Origin of the sequence: Pseudomonas siliginis (genome assembly GCF_019145195.1) — a bacterium.
Lineage (GTDB): Bacteria > Pseudomonadota > Gammaproteobacteria > Pseudomonadales > Pseudomonadaceae > Aquipseudomonas > Aquipseudomonas siliginis.
Genome location: NZ_JAHSTW010000003.1, coordinates 301343 through 320222, shown reverse-complemented (window position 1 = coordinate 320222; position 18880 = coordinate 301343). Strand labels below are relative to the sequence as shown.

The 18880-nt window shown below is 61.4% G+C and carries 17 protein-coding genes; 4 read left to right on the top strand and 13 right to left on the bottom strand.

Annotation, left to right across the window (positions count from 1 at the left end; genetic code table 11):
- Window positions 1-70: 70 nt before the first annotated feature.
- From KVG87_RS08870 to KVG87_RS08815, 12 genes are all read right to left on the bottom strand, one after another.
- Entirely contained in the window at window positions 71-349 is a 279-nt protein-coding gene (locus tag KVG87_RS08870; RefSeq protein ID WP_217850285.1) for a DUF971 domain-containing protein, read from the bottom strand.
- Window positions 346-1308 (bottom strand): HEAT repeat domain-containing protein, encoded by a 963-nt coding sequence (locus KVG87_RS08865; RefSeq protein ID WP_217850283.1) that lies wholly within the window; start codon window positions 1306-1308, stop codon window positions 346-348. The genes KVG87_RS08870 and KVG87_RS08865 overlap by 4 nt, the downstream gene beginning before the upstream one ends.
- Window positions 1305-2153 carry an ABC transporter ATP-binding protein gene (locus KVG87_RS08860; RefSeq protein WP_217850280.1) on the bottom strand — a complete coding sequence of 283 codons (849 nt, stop codon included), beginning with the start codon at window positions 2151-2153 and terminating at the stop codon, window positions 1305-1307. Before KVG87_RS08860 ends, KVG87_RS08865 begins: the two co-directional genes overlap by 4 nt.
- A complete protein-coding gene (locus tag KVG87_RS08855) occupies window positions 2153-2926 on the bottom strand; it encodes an ABC transporter permease (RefSeq protein WP_122699183.1) in 774 nt (257 codons plus the stop codon). Before KVG87_RS08855 ends, KVG87_RS08860 begins: the two co-directional genes overlap by 1 nt.
- Window positions 2927-3057: 131 nt before the next feature.
- Window positions 3058-4482: an ABC transporter substrate-binding protein gene (locus KVG87_RS08850; protein ID WP_217850278.1), complete on the bottom strand. Its 1425-nt coding sequence runs from the start codon at window positions 4480-4482 to the stop codon at window positions 3058-3060.
- A 212-nt stretch (window positions 4483-4694) separates the two neighbouring features.
- Window positions 4695-4940 (bottom strand): 4Fe-4S dicluster domain-containing protein, encoded by a 246-nt coding sequence (locus tag KVG87_RS08845; RefSeq protein WP_007959413.1) that lies wholly within the window; start codon window positions 4938-4940, stop codon window positions 4695-4697.
- A gap of 27 nt (window positions 4941-4967) precedes the next feature.
- Window positions 4968-6698, bottom strand: a complete 1731-nt coding sequence (locus KVG87_RS08840; RefSeq protein ID WP_217850276.1) for a fumarate reductase/succinate dehydrogenase flavoprotein subunit — start codon at window positions 6696-6698, stop codon at window positions 4968-4970.
- Window positions 6695-7447, bottom strand: a complete 753-nt coding sequence (locus KVG87_RS08835; RefSeq protein ID WP_217850274.1) for a GntR family transcriptional regulator — start codon at window positions 7445-7447, stop codon at window positions 6695-6697. The genes KVG87_RS08840 and KVG87_RS08835 overlap by 4 nt, the downstream gene beginning before the upstream one ends.
- 214 nt (window positions 7448-7661) lie before the next feature.
- The gene (locus tag KVG87_RS08830; protein ID WP_217850272.1) at window positions 7662-8627 is read right to left on the bottom strand and encodes a Gfo/Idh/MocA family protein; all 966 of its coding nucleotides are present in this window, start codon (window positions 8625-8627) and stop codon (window positions 7662-7664) included.
- 9 nt (window positions 8628-8636) lie between these two features.
- A complete protein-coding gene (locus KVG87_RS08825; protein WP_217850270.1) occupies window positions 8637-9524 on the bottom strand; it encodes a Dyp-type peroxidase in 888 nt (295 codons plus the stop codon).
- A gap of 74 nt (window positions 9525-9598) precedes the next feature.
- The gene (locus KVG87_RS08820; RefSeq protein WP_217850268.1) at window positions 9599-10336 is read right to left on the bottom strand and encodes a DUF72 domain-containing protein; all 738 of its coding nucleotides are present in this window, start codon (window positions 10334-10336) and stop codon (window positions 9599-9601) included.
- Window positions 10337-10346: 10 nt separating this feature from the next.
- Window positions 10347-12134, bottom strand: coding sequence for a thiamine pyrophosphate-requiring protein (locus KVG87_RS08815; protein ID WP_217850266.1), 1788 nt, complete (start codon window positions 12132-12134; stop codon window positions 10347-10349).
- A gap of 179 nt (window positions 12135-12313) precedes the next feature.
- Here KVG87_RS08815 and KVG87_RS08810 point away from each other — a divergent pair, with 179 nt between their 5' ends.
- From KVG87_RS08810 to KVG87_RS08795, 4 genes are all read left to right on the top strand, one after another.
- On the top strand, window positions 12314-12817 hold the full coding sequence (locus KVG87_RS08810) for a cupin (RefSeq protein WP_217850264.1): 504 nt from the start codon (window positions 12314-12316) through the stop codon (window positions 12815-12817).
- Window positions 12818-13049: 232 nt separating this feature from the next.
- A complete protein-coding gene (yghU, locus tag KVG87_RS08805; RefSeq protein WP_217850262.1) occupies window positions 13050-13889 on the top strand; it encodes a glutathione-dependent disulfide-bond oxidoreductase in 840 nt (279 codons plus the stop codon).
- 268 nt (window positions 13890-14157) lie between these two features.
- On the top strand, window positions 14158-16326 hold the full coding sequence (locus tag KVG87_RS08800; RefSeq protein ID WP_217850260.1) for a TonB-dependent siderophore receptor: 2169 nt from the start codon (window positions 14158-14160) through the stop codon (window positions 16324-16326).
- A gap of 127 nt (window positions 16327-16453) precedes the next feature.
- Window positions 16454-17647: a GAF domain-containing sensor histidine kinase gene (locus tag KVG87_RS08795; RefSeq protein WP_225930813.1), complete on the top strand. Its 1194-nt coding sequence runs from the start codon at window positions 16454-16456 to the stop codon at window positions 17645-17647.
- A gap of 8 nt (window positions 17648-17655) precedes the next feature.
- On the opposite strand, the gene KVG87_RS08790 is transcribed toward KVG87_RS08795, so the two are convergent.
- Window positions 17656-18588, bottom strand: a complete 933-nt coding sequence (locus KVG87_RS08790) for a helix-turn-helix transcriptional regulator (RefSeq protein ID WP_024012697.1) — start codon at window positions 18586-18588, stop codon at window positions 17656-17658.
- Window positions 18589-18880: the final 292 nt, after the last annotated feature.

The following is an 18880-nucleotide window of genomic DNA, read 5'->3' as shown; positions in this document are numbered from 1 at the left end:
ACATTCACATCATCGTCGCCTGACACTACGCTTTCGCGAGCAGGCTCGCTCCCACAGGGGCCAGGAAAAGTCAGGAACCCATTTGCGCCAGATACTCCCACGGGTAAATCCCGCGTTGATGGCCATCGCTGAACACCAGTTGCACACCATACCCCTGCGGATTGACCTCGATCAGGCGCACGCGATCATCAACCAGCGGCGTCACGCCGCGCAGGCGAAATGCGCGGCATTGCGAGCATGGGCACTGCCGGCGCAGATCGGCATGCTTGAGCAGCGATTCGCGCCCGTCCGGCCAGCTCAGGCGCAACGTGCGCGCACTCTGCGAGTTGCCCACCGCCAGCGGATTCATTGCAATTGACTCAGAGCGATGCGCACGGCTTTGCGCACTTCCGGGTCGCCGTCGTCCTGCGCTGCCTGCAACGCGGCCACGGCGCCGCGATCGTCCAATTCACCGAGGGCCAGCGCGGCTTCCTTGCGCAGATTGCTGATGCGGTGGCCGAGGGTGTCGATCAGCGCGTCCAGCGCCGGGACGAAGCGCAAGCGACCGAGGCTTCGGGTGGCGCGCAGGCGCACTTGCCAGTAATCATCGCTCAGCGCTTCGACCAAGGCCGGGCCGGCGTCGCTGTGGCCAACCTTGCCCAGTGTCGTCGCGGCTTCTTCGCGCACTTGCCAAGCCTGATCTTGCAAGGCCTGGCGCAACGCCGGCAATACTTCGGCGCCGCTGGCCAGACCGAGCGCACCGGTCGCGGCGCGGCGCACTTCGGTGTCCGGGTCTTTGCTGGCCAGGCGCGCCAGGGCTGGCAGCGCGTCGAGCTGCCTGAGCCAGCCGAGCACGCCAACCGCTTCGCGCCGAACATGAGCATCGGCATCCTCCAACGCGGCGACGGCAGCCGGCGCGGCCTCGGCAAAGCGCAATTCTCGCAACGCCCGAAAGGCGGCGATGCGCACACTGACATCGGCATGTTCGGTCCACGGCAGAATGACCCGCCCCGCCGCTGCAGTCTTGAGCAGGCTCAGACTTTGCGCCGCCGCTGATTGCACCGCGAGCGCCGGATCCGTCAGCGCTTCGCACAAGGCTTGCACGACCGCCTCATCCTCCCACGCTTCGAGCAATCGTGCGGCTTCAGCGCGAACGTCCTCGACAGGATCCTGCCGGAGTCGATCAACCAGCCAGAGCAAACCATCCGGCTCCTCCAGATCGGCCAGATCAATCAGGGCAATGCGCCGCACGCCGGGATCTTCCGCCGTCAGGCGCGGTTGCAGGGCGAGGATGTCTTCGTTGTCGGTCACAGCAAAAATAGAGGTCATAGGGCAAATCGCGGCAAAGGGTTTTCAGGAGGCAGGCCGAGCGGATTGAGGCGCGGCAGCGGTCGGTCGTTGTCGTGGCGCAGCAGATCGAGGCAGTGGCGCTTGAGGCGAGCGAATGCCGGGCTGGTCACCAGTTCACTGGTACGCGGGCGCGCAAAGTCCAGAGGCAAGTCTTCGATGATTCGCCCCGGTCGCGCGCTCATTACCAGCAGGCGATCGGCTATAAACAGCGCCTCGTCGATGTCATGGGTGACGAAAACCACGGTGGTGCGGATGCGCGTCCAGATGTCCAGCAGCAGTTCCTGCATGTTCAAGCGGGTCAGCGCATCCAGCGCGCCGAACGGTTCGTCCATCAGCAACAGGCGCGGGCGATTGACCAGCACCCGGGCGATTTCTACTCGTTGCTGCATGCCCCCGGAGAGCTGATCGGGCCAGCGCTCGGCAAAGCCTTCGAGGCCGACCAGTTTGAGAATGTCGTCAGCGGCGCGATGCCGCTCAGCCTTGCCGACCCCGCGCATCTTCCGGCCGAAGGCGACGTTGTCGCGCACCGTGCGCCACGGGAACAGCGTGTGGTGCTGAAACACCATGCCGCGCTGCGGCGACGGGCCGGTCACCGCGCTGCCGTCGACTTTCAAGCTGCCGGTACTGGCACTCAAGTGTCCGGCCAGGGCGCCGAGCAAGGTCGACTTGCCGCAACCGGACGGGCCGAGGATGCACACGAACTGGCCGGGTTCGATCTGGCAATCGAGGCCCTGCACCGCTTCGAAAGCCTCGCGGCCCTGGCCGAGGACGATGGACAACTGGCGAATGTCGATCCGCCCTGCCGGGGTTTGCATCACGCTCATCAGGCTTTGCCTCGCGGTCGATGCCAAGGCGTGAACAAGCCGCCCAGGCGTTTGATCAGCCAACTGCTGCCCATGCCCAACACGCCGATCAGGAGCATGCCGACGACAATGTCGGCGTAGTTCTGAATGGTGTAGGACTCCCAGGTGTAGTAACCGATGCCGAACTGCCCGGAGATCATTTCCGCCGTCACCAGGCAGAACCACGAAGTGCCCATGCCGATCGCCAGGCCGGTAATGATGCTCGGCGCAGCGCCTGGCAGAATCACCTCCAGCAGAATCGCCCGACGCCCTGCCCCGAGGCTTTTTGCCGAGGCGATCAGGCGTGGATCGACGCCTTCGACGCCGTGCACGGTATTGAGCAGGATCGGGAACAGCGCGCCGGTGAAGGTGATAAAGACCATCGACAATTCCGAGGATGGAAACATCAGGATCGCCAGCGGAATCCACGCCACGGCGGGGATCGGGCGCAGGACCTCCAGTGGTGGCAGCAGAATGTCTTCGGCCCATTTCGACCGGCCGATGGCCAGGCCCAGGGCGATGCCGATGATCAACGCCGCCACGTAACCGGCGAAGACGCGGCCGAGGCTGCTGCTCAGGTGCTGCCAGAGTTTGCCCGAGTCGCCCAGGCCCAGCGCGGCTTCGATCACCGCCAGTGGCGTCGGCACGTTGGCAAAGGTGACCAGGCCGAGGTTCCAGTGGTGGCTGGCGGCGAGTTGCCAGAAGAGCAGGCAGAGCAGCAGTGAGGCGGCCCGGGGGATCCAGCGTGGAAACATATATCACCTCTGATCGTTCCCACGCTCTGCGTGGGAATGCATCCCGTGACGCTCCGCGTCACATCCAAAGCGGACGCAGAGCGCCCATTGAGGCATTCCCACGCAGAGCGTGGGAACGATCTACGTTTGAGTTAACGATTGGCGACAACCTGCGCAGTGGCATCGCTGAAGTCGAACACCTTGCCACCCTGCGCCGCAGCGTATTGCTGGGCCTGGCCCCTGAGCAGAAATGCGCTGAGGCGACCCTTGGCATCGCTGGCAAACCACGCTTGTTCGGCGAACAACTTGATCCCGCTGTCACTGGCCTGCGCATACACCGCACGAATGTTCTTGCCCTCCTGCTTCAACCCCGCCAGCGCGGTGAACGCCGCTTCAGCCGAGCCGTAACGGCGGACTTTTTCCTCGCCACGCACCCAGATTTCCGCGACATGGCTGACGTCGGTGATGGCTTTGCCCGTCGCCGCATCCACGCCCGGCAATGGCGTCTGCGCGTAGTTGGCCAGTTGCGCGGTGTAATCTAGATTTGAGGCCTTGAAGGCGGCGCGGATGTACTGGTCGTCGATGAAGCTGTTCAGGTCGAGCCCGCGATCGGCTTTCTTCAGCAGCTTCAGGGTATCGATGGCGGTTCCGACGGCCTGGCGGTATTCAGGCTTCCAGCTCAGGTCGCGGGTCTGCACGCCCAACGGGCCATGGAACAGGTAGTTGACCTCGGCATCGACCCCGGTGACTTTGGCGATCAGTTCGCTGTACTTCTCCGGTTCGGTGGCGAGCAGTTGGTTGGCTTCGATGCTCGCGCGCAGATAGGCGACGACGATTTCCGGGTACTTTTTGGCGTAGGCCTGATCCACCAGTGCGCCATGGAAAGTCGGCGCGTTGGCCTGGGCGCCGTCGTAGATCTTGCGGGCGAAACCACGGCTCGGGAACAGCTCGGCGAAGGGCACGAAATCTGCGTGGGCGTCGATCTTGCCGGCCTGCAATGCCGAGCCGGCGACTTCCGGTGGCTGGGCGATGATGTTGACATCCTTGAGCGGGTCCCAGCCCTGCTCTGCCACGGCGCGCAGCAACATGCCGTGAGCCGTCGAGGCGAACGGCACCGAAATGGTCTTGCCCTTGAGTTCGCTGAGGCTTTGCACCGACGAAGCGCTCGGCACGACGATGCCGTTGCCGCTGCCCTTGATGCTGCCCGACAGCACGCTGATGAACAGGCTGTGCTTGCCCGCCGTTTCGAACGCCACACCATTGAACGCACCGGGGAAATCGGCCATGGCGCCAAAGTCGAGCTTGCCGGCGACCATCTCGTTGGTCAGCGGTGCGCCACTGGTAAAGTTTTTCCACTGCACGTCGTACTTCGCATCTTTGTAGGCGCCATCGTGGGGCAGGTATTTTTCCAGCAGACCGAGTTCACGGATCAACAGGCCACCGGCGGCGCAGTTGATGGTGGTGTCCTGGGTGCCGATGGCGATGCGGATGGTTTCGGCCGAGGCCGACAAGGTGAACGAAGCCAGTACCAGACCGGCAAGTGCTGCACGCAACATGAGTGTTTCCCCTCGAATCATTGGTTTGAAGTTCGTCTCCGCCGCGATCGGGGCGCGGTGGGAAACGAGGGGTGTTTTGCACTTCAGCGTCCGGGGTTCACCGGATGGCTATTGGATAATCACAATTGCAATGTGGGAGCGAGCCTGCTCGCGAAGGCGGCGGGTCAGTCACCATCATTGTTGAATGAGTGATTGCTTTCGCGAGCAGGCTCGCTCCCACAATGGATGTGGGGTCAACGCAACAAATACGGGATCTCGACCTTCACCGCCCCCGTCGGGCAATCCTTCTCGCACGGCATGCAGTACCAGCATTCATCGAACGCCATGTAGGCCTTTTGCGTGGCCGGGTTGATCGCCAGCAGGTCCATCGGGCAGACGTCGACGCACACCGTGCAGCCCTTTTCGGCGATGCATTTGTCCTCGTCGACGGTGACCGGCGCGTTGGAGCGGAAGAAGATTTCCTGAGCTTGATAAGCCATGGTTCGGACTCTCTGAAAAATGATGTCTCAAGCGGCGAAGGCGCCGACCCGCAGGCGGTCGTAAGCCTGCATTTCCTCAGCATCGAGCGGGATGATGTAAGGCTCGACGGCTTTCTTGAAACTGGTCATCTTGCCGTCCTCGCCCCTCTTCAGATGGCAATGGCAGAACCACTCGGCGTCGTTGCGTTGCGGATGATCGACGCGATAGTGGTACAGGCCCCAGCGGCTTTCGGCGCGGAACAACGAAGCGCGGGCGGCCATTTCGGCGCAATCGCGGATCACGCTGGTTTCCATCGCTCGCATCAGTTCGTGAGCGTTGTTGGCCTTCATCTGCTCGAGATCGCGCTCGATGTCGCTGAAGCGTTGCAGGCCGATCTGCATTTTTTTGGTCACTTTCGGCGGTTGCAGGTAATCGTTGACGAAGCGTCGCAGCTTGTATTCAACCTGCGCCGGCGGCAGACCGTCCTGGCGATCGAGCGGCGCGTAGACCCGGGCCTGTTCCTTGGCGATCTGCTCGCTGTCCAGTGCGGAAAACTCGCGGCCGGCGACAAACTCCGCCGCGTTGTGCCCGGCGAACCAGCCGTAAGTGAACGCGCCGAGCATGTAATTGTGCGGCACCGCAGCCATGTCGCCCGCCGAGTACAAGCCTTTGACTGAAGTCTCGGCACGCTCGTTGACCCACACGCCGGACGCCGAGTGGCCGCTGCAAAAACCGATTTCCGAAATGTGCATTTCAACCATCTGCGTTCGGTAGTCGGTGCCGCGATTGGCGTGGAACTGGCCACGGCTCGGGCGCTCGTTGCTGTGCAGGATTTCCTCGATGTTCTGGATGGTTTCCTCGGCCAGGTGATCGAGCTTAAGGAACACCGGACCGTTGCCGCTCTCCAGTTCCTGGTGAAATTCCCACATCATCTGCCCGCTCCAGTAGTCGCACTCGATGAAGCGTTCGCCCTTGTTGTTGGCGGTGTAGCCCCCCAGCGGGCCGGTGACGTAGGCACAGGCCGGGCCGTTGTAATCCTTGATCAACGGGTTGATCTGAAAGCACTCGAGATTGGCCAGTTCGGCGCCGGCGTGATAGGCCATCGCGTAGCCGTCACCCGCATTGGTCGGGTTTTCGTAGGTGCCCATCAGGTAGCCCGACGATGGCAGACCCAGGCGTCCGGCCGCGCCGCAGGCGAGAATCACTGCTTTGGCCTTGATCACATGGAAGTCGGCGGTGCGGCAATCGAAGCCCATAACTCCGTTGACCGCGCCCTCCTCGTCGGTCAGCAAACGCGTGCAGACCAGGCGATTGGTGATGCTTACCCGCGCACGCTTCAACTGCCGATACAGGACCTTCTTGATGTCGTGCCCTTCCGGCATCGGCAGCACATAGGCGCCCATGTGGTGGACCTTTTTTACCGCGTAGTCACCGGTTTCGTCTTTCTCGAACTTCACGCCCCAGCGGTCGAGTTGTTCGATGGTTTCAAAACTGTGCGTCGCATAGGCGTAGACCGCCGCCTGATTGACGATGCCGTCGTTGGCGATGGTGATTTCCTTGGTGTACTGCTCTGGCGTCGAATGCCCGGGAATGATCGCGTTGTTCAGGCCATCCATGCCCATGCTGATCGCGCCGCTGCGCTTGACGTTGGCCTTGTCGACCAGCAACACGCGCAAATCGCGGTTCTTCTCCTTGGCCTTGATCGCTGCCATCGGCCCGGCCGTACCGCCGCCAATCACGACGATGTCGTATTCCTGTTCTAGAACGTTGCGGGTCATGCCTGCTCCCCTTTTTGCCGGTCGATCCGCAGGCGGTACTGGAACGCATCGCCACGGTAATAAAGGTGTTCGAAGTCCAGCGGCTGGCCTTGGGCGTCATGGGTCAGGCGCTCGATGCGCATGATCGGCGAGCCCGCTTCGACGCTGAGTGCCTGGGTCAGGTCGCTGTCGGCCAGCACCGCATCGATGGCCAGATCGGCGTGGCCGAGGGCGATGCCGCAGTCGTTTTCGAGGATCAGGAAGATGTCGCGGGTGACCAGATCCGCCTTCTCCAGTCGCTCGCCGACCGTCTTAGGCAGGTAGGTGATTTCCAGCGAGATCGGCTCGCGGTTGATCAGGCGCACGCGTTTGATCTGCGCGACGATCTCACCTTCGGCCACCTGCAGACGCTCGGCGACACGCTTGTCGGCCGGAATGAATTTGAAACTGCGCAGGCGGTTGATCACCTCGTAGCCGCGCCCGGTCATCGACTCGGCGAGGCCTTGCAGGCTGCTGACGTTCTGAAAGGTTTTCGGTTTGGCGACGAAGGTGCCCTTGCCATGGATCTTGAAGATCAGCCCTTCTTTCTGCAGATCGCCCAAGGCCTGGCGCACGGTGATGCGGCTGACTTTGAACAGCGCACCCAGTTCGCTTTCGGAAGGCATCTGACTGTCTTGCGGGTATTCACCGTCGAGAATCCGCGCACGCAGAACGTCGCGCAGTTGGGTGTGCAGCGGAACGCTGCTGAGGGAAAGAACGTTATCGGTCATCGTCGGATCACTTGTTATAACGAGTTATGACGTGATCTTAGAGACGTTATGAGGAGGTTGAGAAATATTGTTTGGGCATAACCTTAGATGCGTGTTGCGCCGGGACACCTGTGGGAGCGAGCCTGCTCGCGAAGGCGGCGTGTCAGTCACCAAAATACTGACTGACAGGATGCTTTCGCGAGCAGGCTCGCTCCCACAGGGGATCGTGAGCTATTTAGCGTTTGAGGATCTCGTCCATGACCCAATCGGTCTTGACGGCTTGCTCGGCCACGGCGGGATGCTGTGAATCACCACGAATATGCGCATTCATCCCCAGCACGTGATGCCACTGAATATGCTCGTGATGGGCAATCTCCAGGCTGATCTGCTCATCGGCAAACAGCTGCACCGGATGTTCATCGAACACCGAAAACCCGATCCGCCCTTTGCTGCCGATGATCTCGACGCGATCCTCACGGCGGTCCGCAACAAAGTTCCAGCAGCCCATGCCCAGCGCCCCGGAGGCGAATCGCCAAGTGGCGCTGACTGCATCTTCGGCGGCGTACAGACCCGCCTGACGCGCGGTGAAACCGGCGACTTCAACGATGTCGCCAAGCAGATACTGGAACAGGTCCAGGCCATGGCTGGCCAAGTCGGCAAAGTAGCCGCCGCCCGCCACCGCCGGGTCGGTGCGCCAATTATCGCGACCCTCAAGATCAACTGGCGACGGTGTTTTGGTCAGTGTCCAGCTCAGATGGCGGACATCACCAATGCGCCCCTCCTCCAGCCATTGCCGCACCTGAGCGAAGCGCGGCAGCGAGCGGCGGTAATAGGAGACGAACAAGTGCAGACCGGCAGCGGCAAACGCTTGCTGCATCTCGCGGCTTTGCCCGGCGTTGAGTGCCATGGGCTTTTCCACGCAGCAATGCTTGCCGGCGGCGGCGACTTTCAGGCTGTAGGCGTGGTGGCTGTCGGGCGGTGTGGCGATGTATACCGCGTCGACTTCGGGATCGTTGATCAGCGCATCGACGTCGGTATAGACGCGGCTGATACCGTGGCGCGCGGCGTAGTCGGTCACCGCTTCGAGGCGTCGGCCCATCACTGCGACCAGTGCCGAACCGGGCGCCTTGTAAAAGGCCGGTCCGCTCTTGCGTTCAGCGACACTGCCGCAACCGATCATGCCCCAGCGCACCACGTTCATATGCAGTCCTCAGCCGATGCGCAGCGCGCGCAGATCAAGGCGTCCGTCCTTGAGCGGCGGGCACCAGTAGTAGCCGCCGGTGATTGGCCGGCTGATCTGATACAAGCCATCGGCGATACCGTCCTCCAGACCGCTCATACGGCGCAGCTGTGCTTCGAAGGCATCCAGCGAGAAACCGAAAGCGAGGAACATCAAACCGGCGCGATCGCCTTCGATCCACGGCATCGAACGGCGCACGACGAACGCTTCCGGCGCGAAGCTCTCTTGCGCGGTGCGTTTGACGTGGGCGGAGATCGGCGCGTCGTCGATTTCTTCGTTATCGCTCAAGCGACGCCCCATGATGTCGTCCGTGGCACCGGCAGACAGGCGATGAAAGCCCTTGAGGTCGTGCTGCCATTGCTGGATCGCGGCGAAGCTGCCACCGACCAGCCCGTCCGCGCCACTGCTTAGCAGTGCGGCGGCGACAGCGGCGTCATCGTGGGGGTTTTCCGTGCCGTCTTCGTAACCGGTGAGGTCGTGGCCCTCCATGTGGCGGAAGGCTTCCTGCATCTCGACCAGACGCAAGGCCGGGGCCAGCGCGGCTTCGATAGCGTTGCAGCGGTTGAGCAGCTCACCACGGTCGACACCGTGCAACCAGATCCACAGGGCATGCTGGGTCGACGGGTTGTTCACGCCAACGCCGGTCAGCGCCGGGAAGCTGCGCAGGCCAGCGATTTCGACATTCAGCGCCTTGGTCAACGACTCACCAAAGCCAACCACCGCCGACTTGCCATCCACCAGCATCAGCAGGCTGTCGATCGCTTGCGGCAAGGCTTCAACCGACGCCAGGGCGAAAAACAGATGACGTGCTTGCGCAGGAACAGGGGTAGCGAGAATGCCCGGCTGGTAGTAACTCATGTGAACTCCTTGAAAAAGTGCGCGGAGTTTACCTGTAGCCGGATCGTTTGTGTGGGTGGCGAGAGTGTCGTCGTTCAGCGTTCAACGCCTTCGATCAACGCCCTCAAAGCCAGCGCATCGGCCGTGGCGGCGCCGCTGGCGGTGTTGTCGAAGATGCACCAGATGTCTCTGCCCTCGGCCTGCGCGCGCCGCAGATTCTGAGCAAGCTGTTGCAGATAGGCCGCTTCATAAGCGCTGTGATAAATCCGTGGCGAGCCGTGCAGGCGCCAATACTGCAGGCCTTGCCAGCCACCCGGCGCGGTGTCGCTGCTGATCCGCGAGGGATCGACCACCGCCTGGGCAATCTGCAGATCCACCAGCACTGCCTCAGCCTCAGTCCAAGATTCGAGTCGCGGCTCCAGCACTACCCTGCCCTTGAACCGCTCGCGCAGGGCATGAAAAAACGCCTCGGCCACCGGCGCATTGAAGGCAAGTTTCGGTGGCAATTGCACCAGCAGGCAGCCGAGTCGATCACCCAAGCCCTGGCACTGTCCGAGAAACTCATCGAGCGCGGCCGCGCTGTCTGCCAGCCGCTGTTCATGGGTGATGAGCTTCGGCACTTTCACGGCGAAGCGAAAGTCCGGCGCTACCGAGTCGGCCCAGCGCTCATAGGTCTGACGGCGATGCGGGCGATAGAACGAGCTGTTGATTTCCACACAGTTGAAGCGCGCGGCGTAGCGTTGCAGGTGCGTGCCTTCGGCGGGGAATGCCGGCCAGTGCTCGCGAGCGAGACTCCAGCCGGCGCAACCGATGTAGATGGTTGACTCGTTCAAGCGCACACCGTCATTTCTTCCCGGGCAACACGGCGCCCAACACCTGCTTGGCGGTCTGCACGATCACCCCGGCTTCGTCCGGATCGCCCTTGAGCAGGGTCGTGGCGAATTTCTTCGCTTGCTCAAGCTTGATGTGCGGCGGCAACGGCGGCACGTTCGGGTCGGTCTTGAACTCGATCAGCACCGGCACTTCCGAGGCGAGCGCTTGCTCCCACGCAGCTGCGACCTCCTCCTCACGATCAACGAAAATGCCCTTCAGACCGATGGAAATCGCGAACAGGTGATACGGCACGTCGGGAATGCTTTGCGACGCTTCGAACTTGGGATCGCCCTCCATCACCCGCTGCTCCCAAGTGACCTGGTTGAGGTCTTCGTTGTTGAACACCGCGCAGATCCATTTCGGGCTCTGCCATTGCCGCCAGTATTTGGCGACAGTGATCAGCTCGGCCATGTTGTTCATCTGCATCGCGCCATCGCCGACCAAGGCAATGACCGGGCGTTCCGGGTAGGCAAATTTCGCCGCGATCGCATAGGGCACCGCCGCGCCCATCGAGGCCAGACCACCGGACAACGAGCATTTCATGCCTCGGCGGATTTTCAGGTCACGGGCGAACCAGTTGGCGCAAGAGCCGGAATCGCTGGTGATGATTGCCTGCTCAGGCAAGCGCGGTGACAACTCGTAGACCACTCGTTGCGGGTTGACCGGATCGGCTTTGGCCATGGCGCGTTTTTCCAGGGTTTTCTCCCAGCTGCTGCGCCAGCCTTCGATCTTCTTGCGCCATTTGTTCGAGGTTTTCTGTTCCAGCAATGGCAGCAACGCGGCAAGAGTTTCCGCTGAATCACCGACCAGATTGACCTCCATCGGATAACGCAGGCTGAGCATGTCCGGCTGCAAGTCGATCTGCACACCGCGCGCCTGGCCTTCCTTGGGCAGAAACTCGGAATACGGGAAGCCCGAACCGATCATCAGCAAGGTGTCGCACTCGCTCATCAGCTTGTAGCTGGGCTCGGTGCCGAGCAGGCCGATGCTGCCGGTGACCCACTGCAAGTCATCGGGGAGTGCCGCTTTGCCCAGCAAGGCTTTAGCGACACCGGCACCGAGTTTTTCTGCCACGGCGATGACTAGGTCGGTCGCCTCCAGCGCGCCGGCACCGACCAGAATCGCGACTTTCTCGCCGCTATTCAGTACCTCGGCGGCGCGTTGCAGATCGGCGGCATAAGGAACGACTTTAGGCTTGCTGTAGCCGACGCCGGAATGCGCGGTGCCATGGGCGCGCGCCGGTTGTTCGTAAGGCAGGTCCTGCAAGTCATTGGGCAGAATCAGCGCGGTGACGCGGCGCTCGCCGACCGCAGTGCGCACCGCGCGATCAAGCAGATGGCGCACTTGCGACGGCGCCGAAGCCTGCTGCACAAACGCACCGGCGACATCCTTGAACATCGACACCAGATCCAGCTCCTGCTGGTAGTGACTGCCCAGCGCAGTGCGCGCCTGCTGACCGACAATGGCCAGCACCGGCATGTGGTCCATCCGTGCATCGTAGAGCCCGGTGATCAGATGCGAAGCGCCGGGGCCGGAGGTGGCGATGCACACGCCCAGCTCGCCGGTGAACTTGGCGTGGGCCGAGGCCATGAACGCAGCCATTTCCTCGTGCCGCGCCTGGACAAATTCGATCTTGCCTTTGGCCCGGCTCATGGCGCCGAACACGCCGTTGATGCCATCCCCCGGATAACCAAAAATCCGCGTCACGCCCCATTCGCTGAGCCGCTCAATCAGAAAATCACCTACTGTCATCGTCATCTTGACCCTCGCCATTTACCGCTGCATGGACATGTAAGGGTCTGGACAGCCTGCTGCGCGATGAAGTTTCGCTGGATTTTCCGGGCATCAACTTCGGCGCCGTGTTTGCGCGGCAATGATTTTTGAGGCGTGCGCCCTGCTCTGTGGTCGATTGAGAAATGATCGAAGGAGGATGGGCCATGACTGAAGTACAAACCCTGCTGCTTCAACGCAATGACTGGGTGCCGAACAATTCGCGTCTGCCAGTGCTGATCTACCGCAGCGCGATTGCCGTTGAAGGCGACGATCCGGCGGCGCGCTTCGAGCAGATCTTCGGCGCCAATGGCTGGCCGGCGCAATGGCGCTACGGGATCTACGACTATCACCACTACCACACTGAAGGCCACGAAGTGCTTGGCGTGGCGGCCGGTCAGGCGCGGTTGATGTTAGGCGGGCCTGATGGGCAAGTCGTCGACGTCAGTGCCGGGGATGTGCTGTTGCTGCCGGCGGGAACCGGGCACTGCAATCTGGGATCGAGTGAGGATTTTCTGGTGGTGGGTGCTTATCCGCCGGGGCAGCAGGCGGATATTTGCCGGGCCGCACCGAGTGATGCGCAGTTGGCGCGGATTGCAGGGCTGGCGTTTCCTGAGACAGATCCGGTGCAGGGACTCGGGGGTGCGGTTGGGCGGTATTGGAGCCGTTAGGCGCGGCGACCCTGCCGACGCTTTCGCGAGCAGGCTCGCTCCCACGGGAGATTTGTGCCTGACTCCGAACCTGTGGGAGCTGGCTTGCCAGCGATTGCGGTGGCTCAGCCAATATTGATGCTGGATGTGCCGTCGTCATCGCTGGCAAGCCAGCTCCCACAAGGTAGTGTTCTCAATCCTTTCGGGATACGGTGTCTACCTGTTCTCTCCCAGCATCGACGAGGTCCGTTTCATGAGCAATGCGTCTTACGTTCCGCCCAAGGTCTGGAAACACGAAGCCCCTTCCGGCGGCCACTTCGCCAGCATCAACCGGCCGATCGCCGGGCCGACCCATGACAAAGAGCTGCCGGTCGGCAAGCATTCGTTGCAGCTGTATTCGCTGGCCACGCCCAACGGCGTCAAGGTCACCATCATGCTCGAAGAGCTGCTCGCACTCGGGCATAGCGAGGCCGAATACGATGCGTGGCTGATCCGCATTGGCGAAGGCGATCAGTTCTCCAGCGGTTTTGTCGAGGTCAACCCGAACTCGAAAATCCCGGCGCTGCTGGATCGCAGCGTCGAGCCACCGATCCGGGTGTTCGAATCCGGCTCGATCCTGCTGTATCTCGCGGAAAAGTTCGGCGCCTTGCTGCCCAAGGATCCGGCCGGTCGCACCGAAACCCTCAACTGGCTGTTCTGGCAAATGGGCTCGGCGCCGTACCTGGGCGGCGGCTTCGGGCACTTCTACGCGTATGCGCCGGAGAAGCTCGAATATCCGATCAACCGCTTCACCATGGAAGCCAAACGTCAGCTGGATGTGCTCAACCGCCGTCTCGCCGACAACGCCTATCTGGCCGGCGACGATTACACCATCGCCGATATCGCCGTATGGCCCTGGTATGGGCAACTGGTGCGCAACAACGTTTACTCGGCGGCGGAATTTCTCGCCGCGCACGAGTACACCCATGTGCAGCGCTGGGCGGAAGAAATCGCCAAGCGGCCAGCGGTCATCCGTGGGCAGCGAGTGAATCGCACCTGGGGTGATGAAGACAGTCAGGTGCCGGAGCGGCATGAGGCGAAGGATCTGGACTGATAGCAAAAACCGCATAACCCTGTGGGAGCGAGCCTGCTCGCGAAAGCGGAGTGTCAGACAACGACTCTGTTGAATGACTCACCGCCTTCGCGAGCAGGCTCGCTCCCACATTTGCGTCAGAAGGCCATCGAATCCAATTGTGAAAAAATCATTAACTAACTGACTCGTACGGGTTTATTCCCCCGGAAACTTCCGACATACTAATGCGAATAATTCTTACATGCACTCGCATTAGTTTCGTTTGGGTAAATCTTGGGGAAGCAGATAGATGTCGTTTCACACCATTCACCGTCGCTCGAACCTTTCACCTAACCTCCTCGCAATCGCCATCGGCATGGCCAGCATCGCGCCTGTGCTGGCGGAGGAAGCTGCCGCCACTGCGCCCGCCAATGGCCCGCTGGAACTGCAAGCGACCGAAATCGGCGCCACGCAGATGAGCAGCACCACCGAAGACACGCAGTCCTACACCACCGGCCCGATGCAGACCGCGACCAAGCTGTCGCTGACCATGCGCGAAACGCCGCAGGCGGTGACGGTGATCACTCGCCAGCGCATGGACGACCAGAACATGACCAGCGTCAACGACGTGGTGCGCGGCACGCCGGGGCTGTTCCTCAGCGAGGCCAGCGGCCCGGGCCGGCAGACTTACAAGGCGCGCGGTTTCGACATCGACAACATCATGTACGACGGCCTGCCCAGCTCGTATTCGCCGTACACCCTGGCAGTGCAACCGAACCTGGCGATGTTTGATCGCGTGGAAATCGTCCGTGGCGCGACCGGCCTGGTCACCGGTGCCGGCAACCCGTCGGCGGCGATCAACATGGTGCGCAAGCGTCCGACCGCCGATCAGCGCGTGACCCTCACCGGCGCCGCCGGCAGCTGGGATGACTACCGTGGTGAGGTCGACGCCTCCAGCCCGCTGAACGACAGCGGCACCCTGCGTGGCCGGGTGGTGACGTCGTATCAGGGCGCCGACAGTTTTCGCGACAAGGAAGAAAACGATCACGGCCTGTTCTACGCCATCGGTGAAGCCGACCTGAGCGACAGCACCACGGCGACCCTCGGTTTCTCCCGGCAGAACGATCAGACCAACTATTTCTGGGGCGGCCTGCCGATCGGCGAAAACGGCCACCACCTTGATCTGCCCCGCTCCACCTATCCCGGTACCGATTGGGAGAACCGCAAGCTGCAAGTCGACACCGTATTCGGTGAAGTGGAACACCGTTTCGACAACGACTGGAAACTGCATGTTGGCGGCTCGACTTCGACAACCGAGGGTGAATTCTCCGGCACGTACCTGTCGCGTTACGACGGCCCGCTGGAAACCACCGCCTACCAATCGCACCACACCGACAAGCAACGCGCCTTCGATGGTTTCGCCAGCGGCCCGTTCGAAGCGTTCGGCCGTACCCACGAGTTGGTAGTCGGCGCCAGCAACCGCGTGTACGACGCCACCACCAAGGAATACTCGCCTTACGACACCGGCCTGCCGATCGCCGCGCCAAAACCTGACTTCGTGCGTAGCGGCAAATCGCGCAACGTCACCACTCAGGACGCGGTTTACCTGACCACGCGCTTGAGCCTGGCCGACCCGCTGACGTTGATCCTCGGCAGTCGTCTGGACTGGTATGACTACGACGATCGCAGCGCCGACGGCGACTTCAAAGTCACCCGCAACCTGACCCGTTACGCCGGCCTGATCTACAAACTCGACGACCATCACTCGGTCTACGCCAGCTACACCGACATCTTTACCCCGCAAACCCAGAAAGATCTCGGCGGCAAAGTGCTGGAGCCGATCGTCGGTGAAAACTACGAAGTCGGTATCAAGGGCGAATATTTCGACGGTGCGCTGAACGGCAGCGTGGCGGTGTTCCAGATGGACCAGACCAACCGCGCCACCCAAGCGGCGACCCAGCTCGGCTGCCCGGAACTGACCTGCTACGAAACCTCCGGCAAGGTTCGCGCCCAAGGCGTGGACATGGAACTGCAAGGTGCGCTGACCGAGCAATGGCAAGTCGGCGCCGGCTACACCTACACCCGCGCCCACTACATCAAGGACGAAAACCCGGCCAACAATAACCAGAAATTCGACACCGACATGCCCGAGCACCTGTTCAAGGTCTCGACCGTGTACCGCTTCAAAGGCCCGCTGGAAAAATTGCGCGTGGGCGGCAACGTCTACTGGCAGAGCCGCATGTACAACGACATCGCTCTGGCCAATGGCGGCAGCTATCGTCTCGAACAGGGCGGTTACGCGGTCACCGACCTGATGGCCGGTTATGAGGTCAACAAGCACCTCGACCTGCAGGTCAATGCCAACAACATCTTTGACCGCAAGTACTATTCCTCCATCGGTACCGACGTGACCTGGGGCTCGACCGACAACTACGGCACCCCGCGCAGCTACATGATGACGGCCAAGTACAAGTTCTGAGGCGATAGCGCTCAGCAAGCACCGCACAGGGCGCCGGGACTTTTCCCGGTGCCCTTTTTTGCAGGTTCATTAGGCATGGCCGGCAATTACCGATAGTCTCTGGCGACACTTTCGCGAAGCGCCGGCCATGCCCCAGACAGATTTCTCCTCCGACCTCCAGGCCATCGGCAGCATTGACGCTGTGCCGGTGATCCTGAGCATGGTCAAGCATACGACCGGCATGCGCTTCGCCGCTGTAGCGCGGGTCACCGAGAGCAAGTGGATCGCTTGCGCCGTGGATGACTCGATAGACTTCGGCCTGTTGCCCGGCGGCGAACTGGTACTGGAATCGACGATTTGTCATGAGATCCGTCAGCACCATCAGCCGGTGATCTTCGGCCATGCCAGCCAGCACCCGGTTTTCTCCACGCACCACACGCCGAAAACCTATGGTCTGGAAAGCTACATTTCGATTCCGATCATCAAGGCCGATGGCGAGTTTTTCGGCACACTCTGCGCCATTGATTCGGTGCCGGCGAACCTCGACGACCCGGCCATCGAAAAGACCCTCACCCTCTTCGCCCAGCTGATTGCAATGAGCCTGGATACCCAGGGCCATTTGCACGCGACCAAAACCGCGCTGGCCGATGCCAACGAAATGGGCCGTCTGCGCGAGCAGTTCATCGCCGTACTGGGCCATGACTTGCGCACGCCACTCAGTGCCATCCGCATGAGTGCAGATCTGCTGGAAAGCAAAGTCGAGGACAAGCGCTCGCGCACGCTACTGTCGGCGATTCGCACCAGCTCGGTGCGCATGGGCGTGCTGATCGAAAACATCCTCGACTTCGCCCGGGGTCGGCTCGGCAGTGGAATTCCGGTGCAGCGCAAACTGGTCGATGACTTGCAGCAAACGCTGCGCCAGACCCTTGAAGAAATCCAGGTGGCGTACCCGCAGGCGAAGTTTATTGATTCGCTGGAGGTGCCGGCCGGGGTCTATTGCGACCCGCTGCGGATCAGCCAGTTGTTGTCGAATCTGCTGGGCAACGCCGTAACTCACGGTTCCATTGCCGAGCCGATCGTGCTCAAAGCCTTTGCCGAGGGCGACGAGATCGTCATTTCGCTGACCAACCAGGGCACGCCGATCCCGCCTGCGCTGATGCCGCTGCTGTTCGAACCGTTTTCCCGTTCCGAAGCAGGCCAGCGTCATGAAGGGTTGGGACTGGGCTTGTACATCGCCGGGCAGATTGCCAATGCGCACAACGGCACCTTGAGCGTGACATCCGACCGTGAAACGGGCACCTGTTTTGTCGCGCGCTTCCCTGCCCGCTTCAAGTGGGTCTGAGCGCCGCTCTAAGTATTCAGTGGCGTCTGCGGCGTGTCCGGGTTGAGCTGGCGGCGGCGGAACTGCCCCGGTGGCTGGCCATGAATCTGGCGAAACCGCCGGGAGAAATAGGCCTCATCGGCGAACCCGCACAACCGCGCCACCTCGCCCACCGAGCGCGTACTGTTGAGGAGGAAGTTGCGCGCCGCGTGCATGCGCCGCTCCAGCACCAGCTCGGTGAAGGTCTTGCCGATCTCTTTGCGCAGCCAGTGCGTCAAGTAGGTCGGTGACAGATAGGTCGCAGCGGCGACTTTGATCAGATTGAGGTCAGGATCGGCGATGTTCTTCCGCAAATACTCGAACATGCGGCTCAAGGCGTCGCGACGGCTGTTCTCGGCGGCATTCTCTTCCGCCAGGCGCTTGAGCGGCTCGGCGTAGAGAAAACACACGCTACCGATCATCTGCAGCAACAAGCCCTTGAGCATTTCCCGCGTGCCGAACTGACGGTTCTCATCGAGTGCGCGCATCTGTTCGATCAGGCCGCAGACCTGAGCGAAATCCTCATCGCCCAAAATGAAATCCAGATGTTCCTGAAAGCGGAACGGCGACAGCTCCGGCGCGAGCAGGATCGACACCTCTTCCAGGTCCATCGGGTCGCATTGCAGATGCGGCAAGAGAAACGTCTGGGAAAAATTGATGACGATGAAATTACTGTCTGCGGGATGCGGAATCACGTGCACGCGGTGCGGCAGGATGAACGCCAGAGTGTTGCGCGGGAATGGCCGCTGCACGCTGCCGATGTGCTGCACGGTGTCGCCACCGAGGTTGATCTGGATCTGGAAGTACTCGTGCCGGTGAGGCGCGGTTTCGGCGCGACGACCCTTTTTGTCGCGAATGTAGAAATCGGTCAATTCGCTGCGTTGCTGCATGACGTAAGTCGGGATACGGCTGGGTGAAGACATGGGCAGAAGGTCCTCCGGGCAGTGAGGTAGCGCCTGTCATCTTGCAGGGTTGGGCGGTGGGCGGCAATGAGTCATACGATGACATTGGCTTTTTTGAAAGAAGCCTCGCGATGAGCCTGTCCAAAAAGCGAATTAGCTTAGAAACAGTGATAGTCGTTATTTTTCAGTTGCTTGCGATTTAATTCTGATCTTTATTCTCAAGACAAATCGTATTTATCTTTTTGGACACGTTCGCCAAATCCACTTTTTTCAAGAAAAAACGTTCTAACCCATCGGTTGATTTAGAACCGTT

Excerpts from the sequence above, each read along its gene's own strand:
- KVG87_RS08815 (WP_217850266.1), bottom strand. The coding sequence starts at position 12,134 with ATGACGATGACAGTAGGTGATTTTCTGATTGAGCGGCTCAGCGAATGG.
- KVG87_RS08830 (WP_217850272.1), bottom strand. The coding sequence starts at position 8,627 with ATGAACGTGGTGCGCTGGGGCATGATCGGTTGCGGCAGTGTCGCTGAA.
- yghU (WP_217850262.1), top strand. The coding sequence starts at position 13,050 with ATGAGCAATGCGTCTTACGTTCCGCCCAAGGTCTGGAAACACGAAGCC.
- KVG87_RS08810 (WP_217850264.1), top strand. The coding sequence starts at position 12,314 with ATGACTGAAGTACAAACCCTGCTGCTTCAACGCAATGACTGGGTGCCG.
- KVG87_RS08870 (WP_217850285.1), bottom strand. The coding sequence starts at position 349 with ATGAATCCGCTGGCGGTGGGCAACTCGCAGAGTGCGCGCACGTTGCGC.
- KVG87_RS08865 (WP_217850283.1), bottom strand. The coding sequence starts at position 1,308 with ATGACCTCTATTTTTGCTGTGACCGACAACGAAGACATCCTCGCCCTG.
- KVG87_RS08795 (WP_225930813.1), top strand. The coding sequence starts at position 16,454 with ATGCCCCAGACAGATTTCTCCTCCGACCTCCAGGCCATCGGCAGCATT.
- KVG87_RS08800 (WP_217850260.1), top strand. The coding sequence starts at position 14,158 with ATGTCGTTTCACACCATTCACCGTCGCTCGAACCTTTCACCTAACCTC.
- KVG87_RS08855 (WP_122699183.1), bottom strand. The coding sequence starts at position 2,926 with ATGTTTCCACGCTGGATCCCCCGGGCCGCCTCACTGCTGCTCTGCCTG.
- KVG87_RS08790 (WP_024012697.1), bottom strand. The coding sequence starts at position 18,588 with ATGTCTTCACCCAGCCGTATCCCGACTTACGTCATGCAGCAACGCAGC.
- KVG87_RS08845 (WP_007959413.1), bottom strand. The coding sequence starts at position 4,940 with ATGGCTTATCAAGCTCAGGAAATCTTCTTCCGCTCCAACGCGCCGGTC.
- KVG87_RS08835 (WP_217850274.1), bottom strand. The coding sequence starts at position 7,447 with ATGACCGATAACGTTCTTTCCCTCAGCAGCGTTCCGCTGCACACCCAA.
- KVG87_RS08860 (WP_217850280.1), bottom strand. The coding sequence starts at position 2,153 with ATGAGCGTGATGCAAACCCCGGCAGGGCGGATCGACATTCGCCAGTTG.
- KVG87_RS08850 (WP_217850278.1), bottom strand. The coding sequence starts at position 4,482 with ATGATTCGAGGGGAAACACTCATGTTGCGTGCAGCACTTGCCGGTCTG.
- KVG87_RS08840 (WP_217850276.1), bottom strand. The coding sequence starts at position 6,698 with ATGACCCGCAACGTTCTAGAACAGGAATACGACATCGTCGTGATTGGC.
- KVG87_RS08825 (WP_217850270.1), bottom strand. The coding sequence starts at position 9,524 with ATGAGTTACTACCAGCCGGGCATTCTCGCTACCCCTGTTCCTGCGCAA.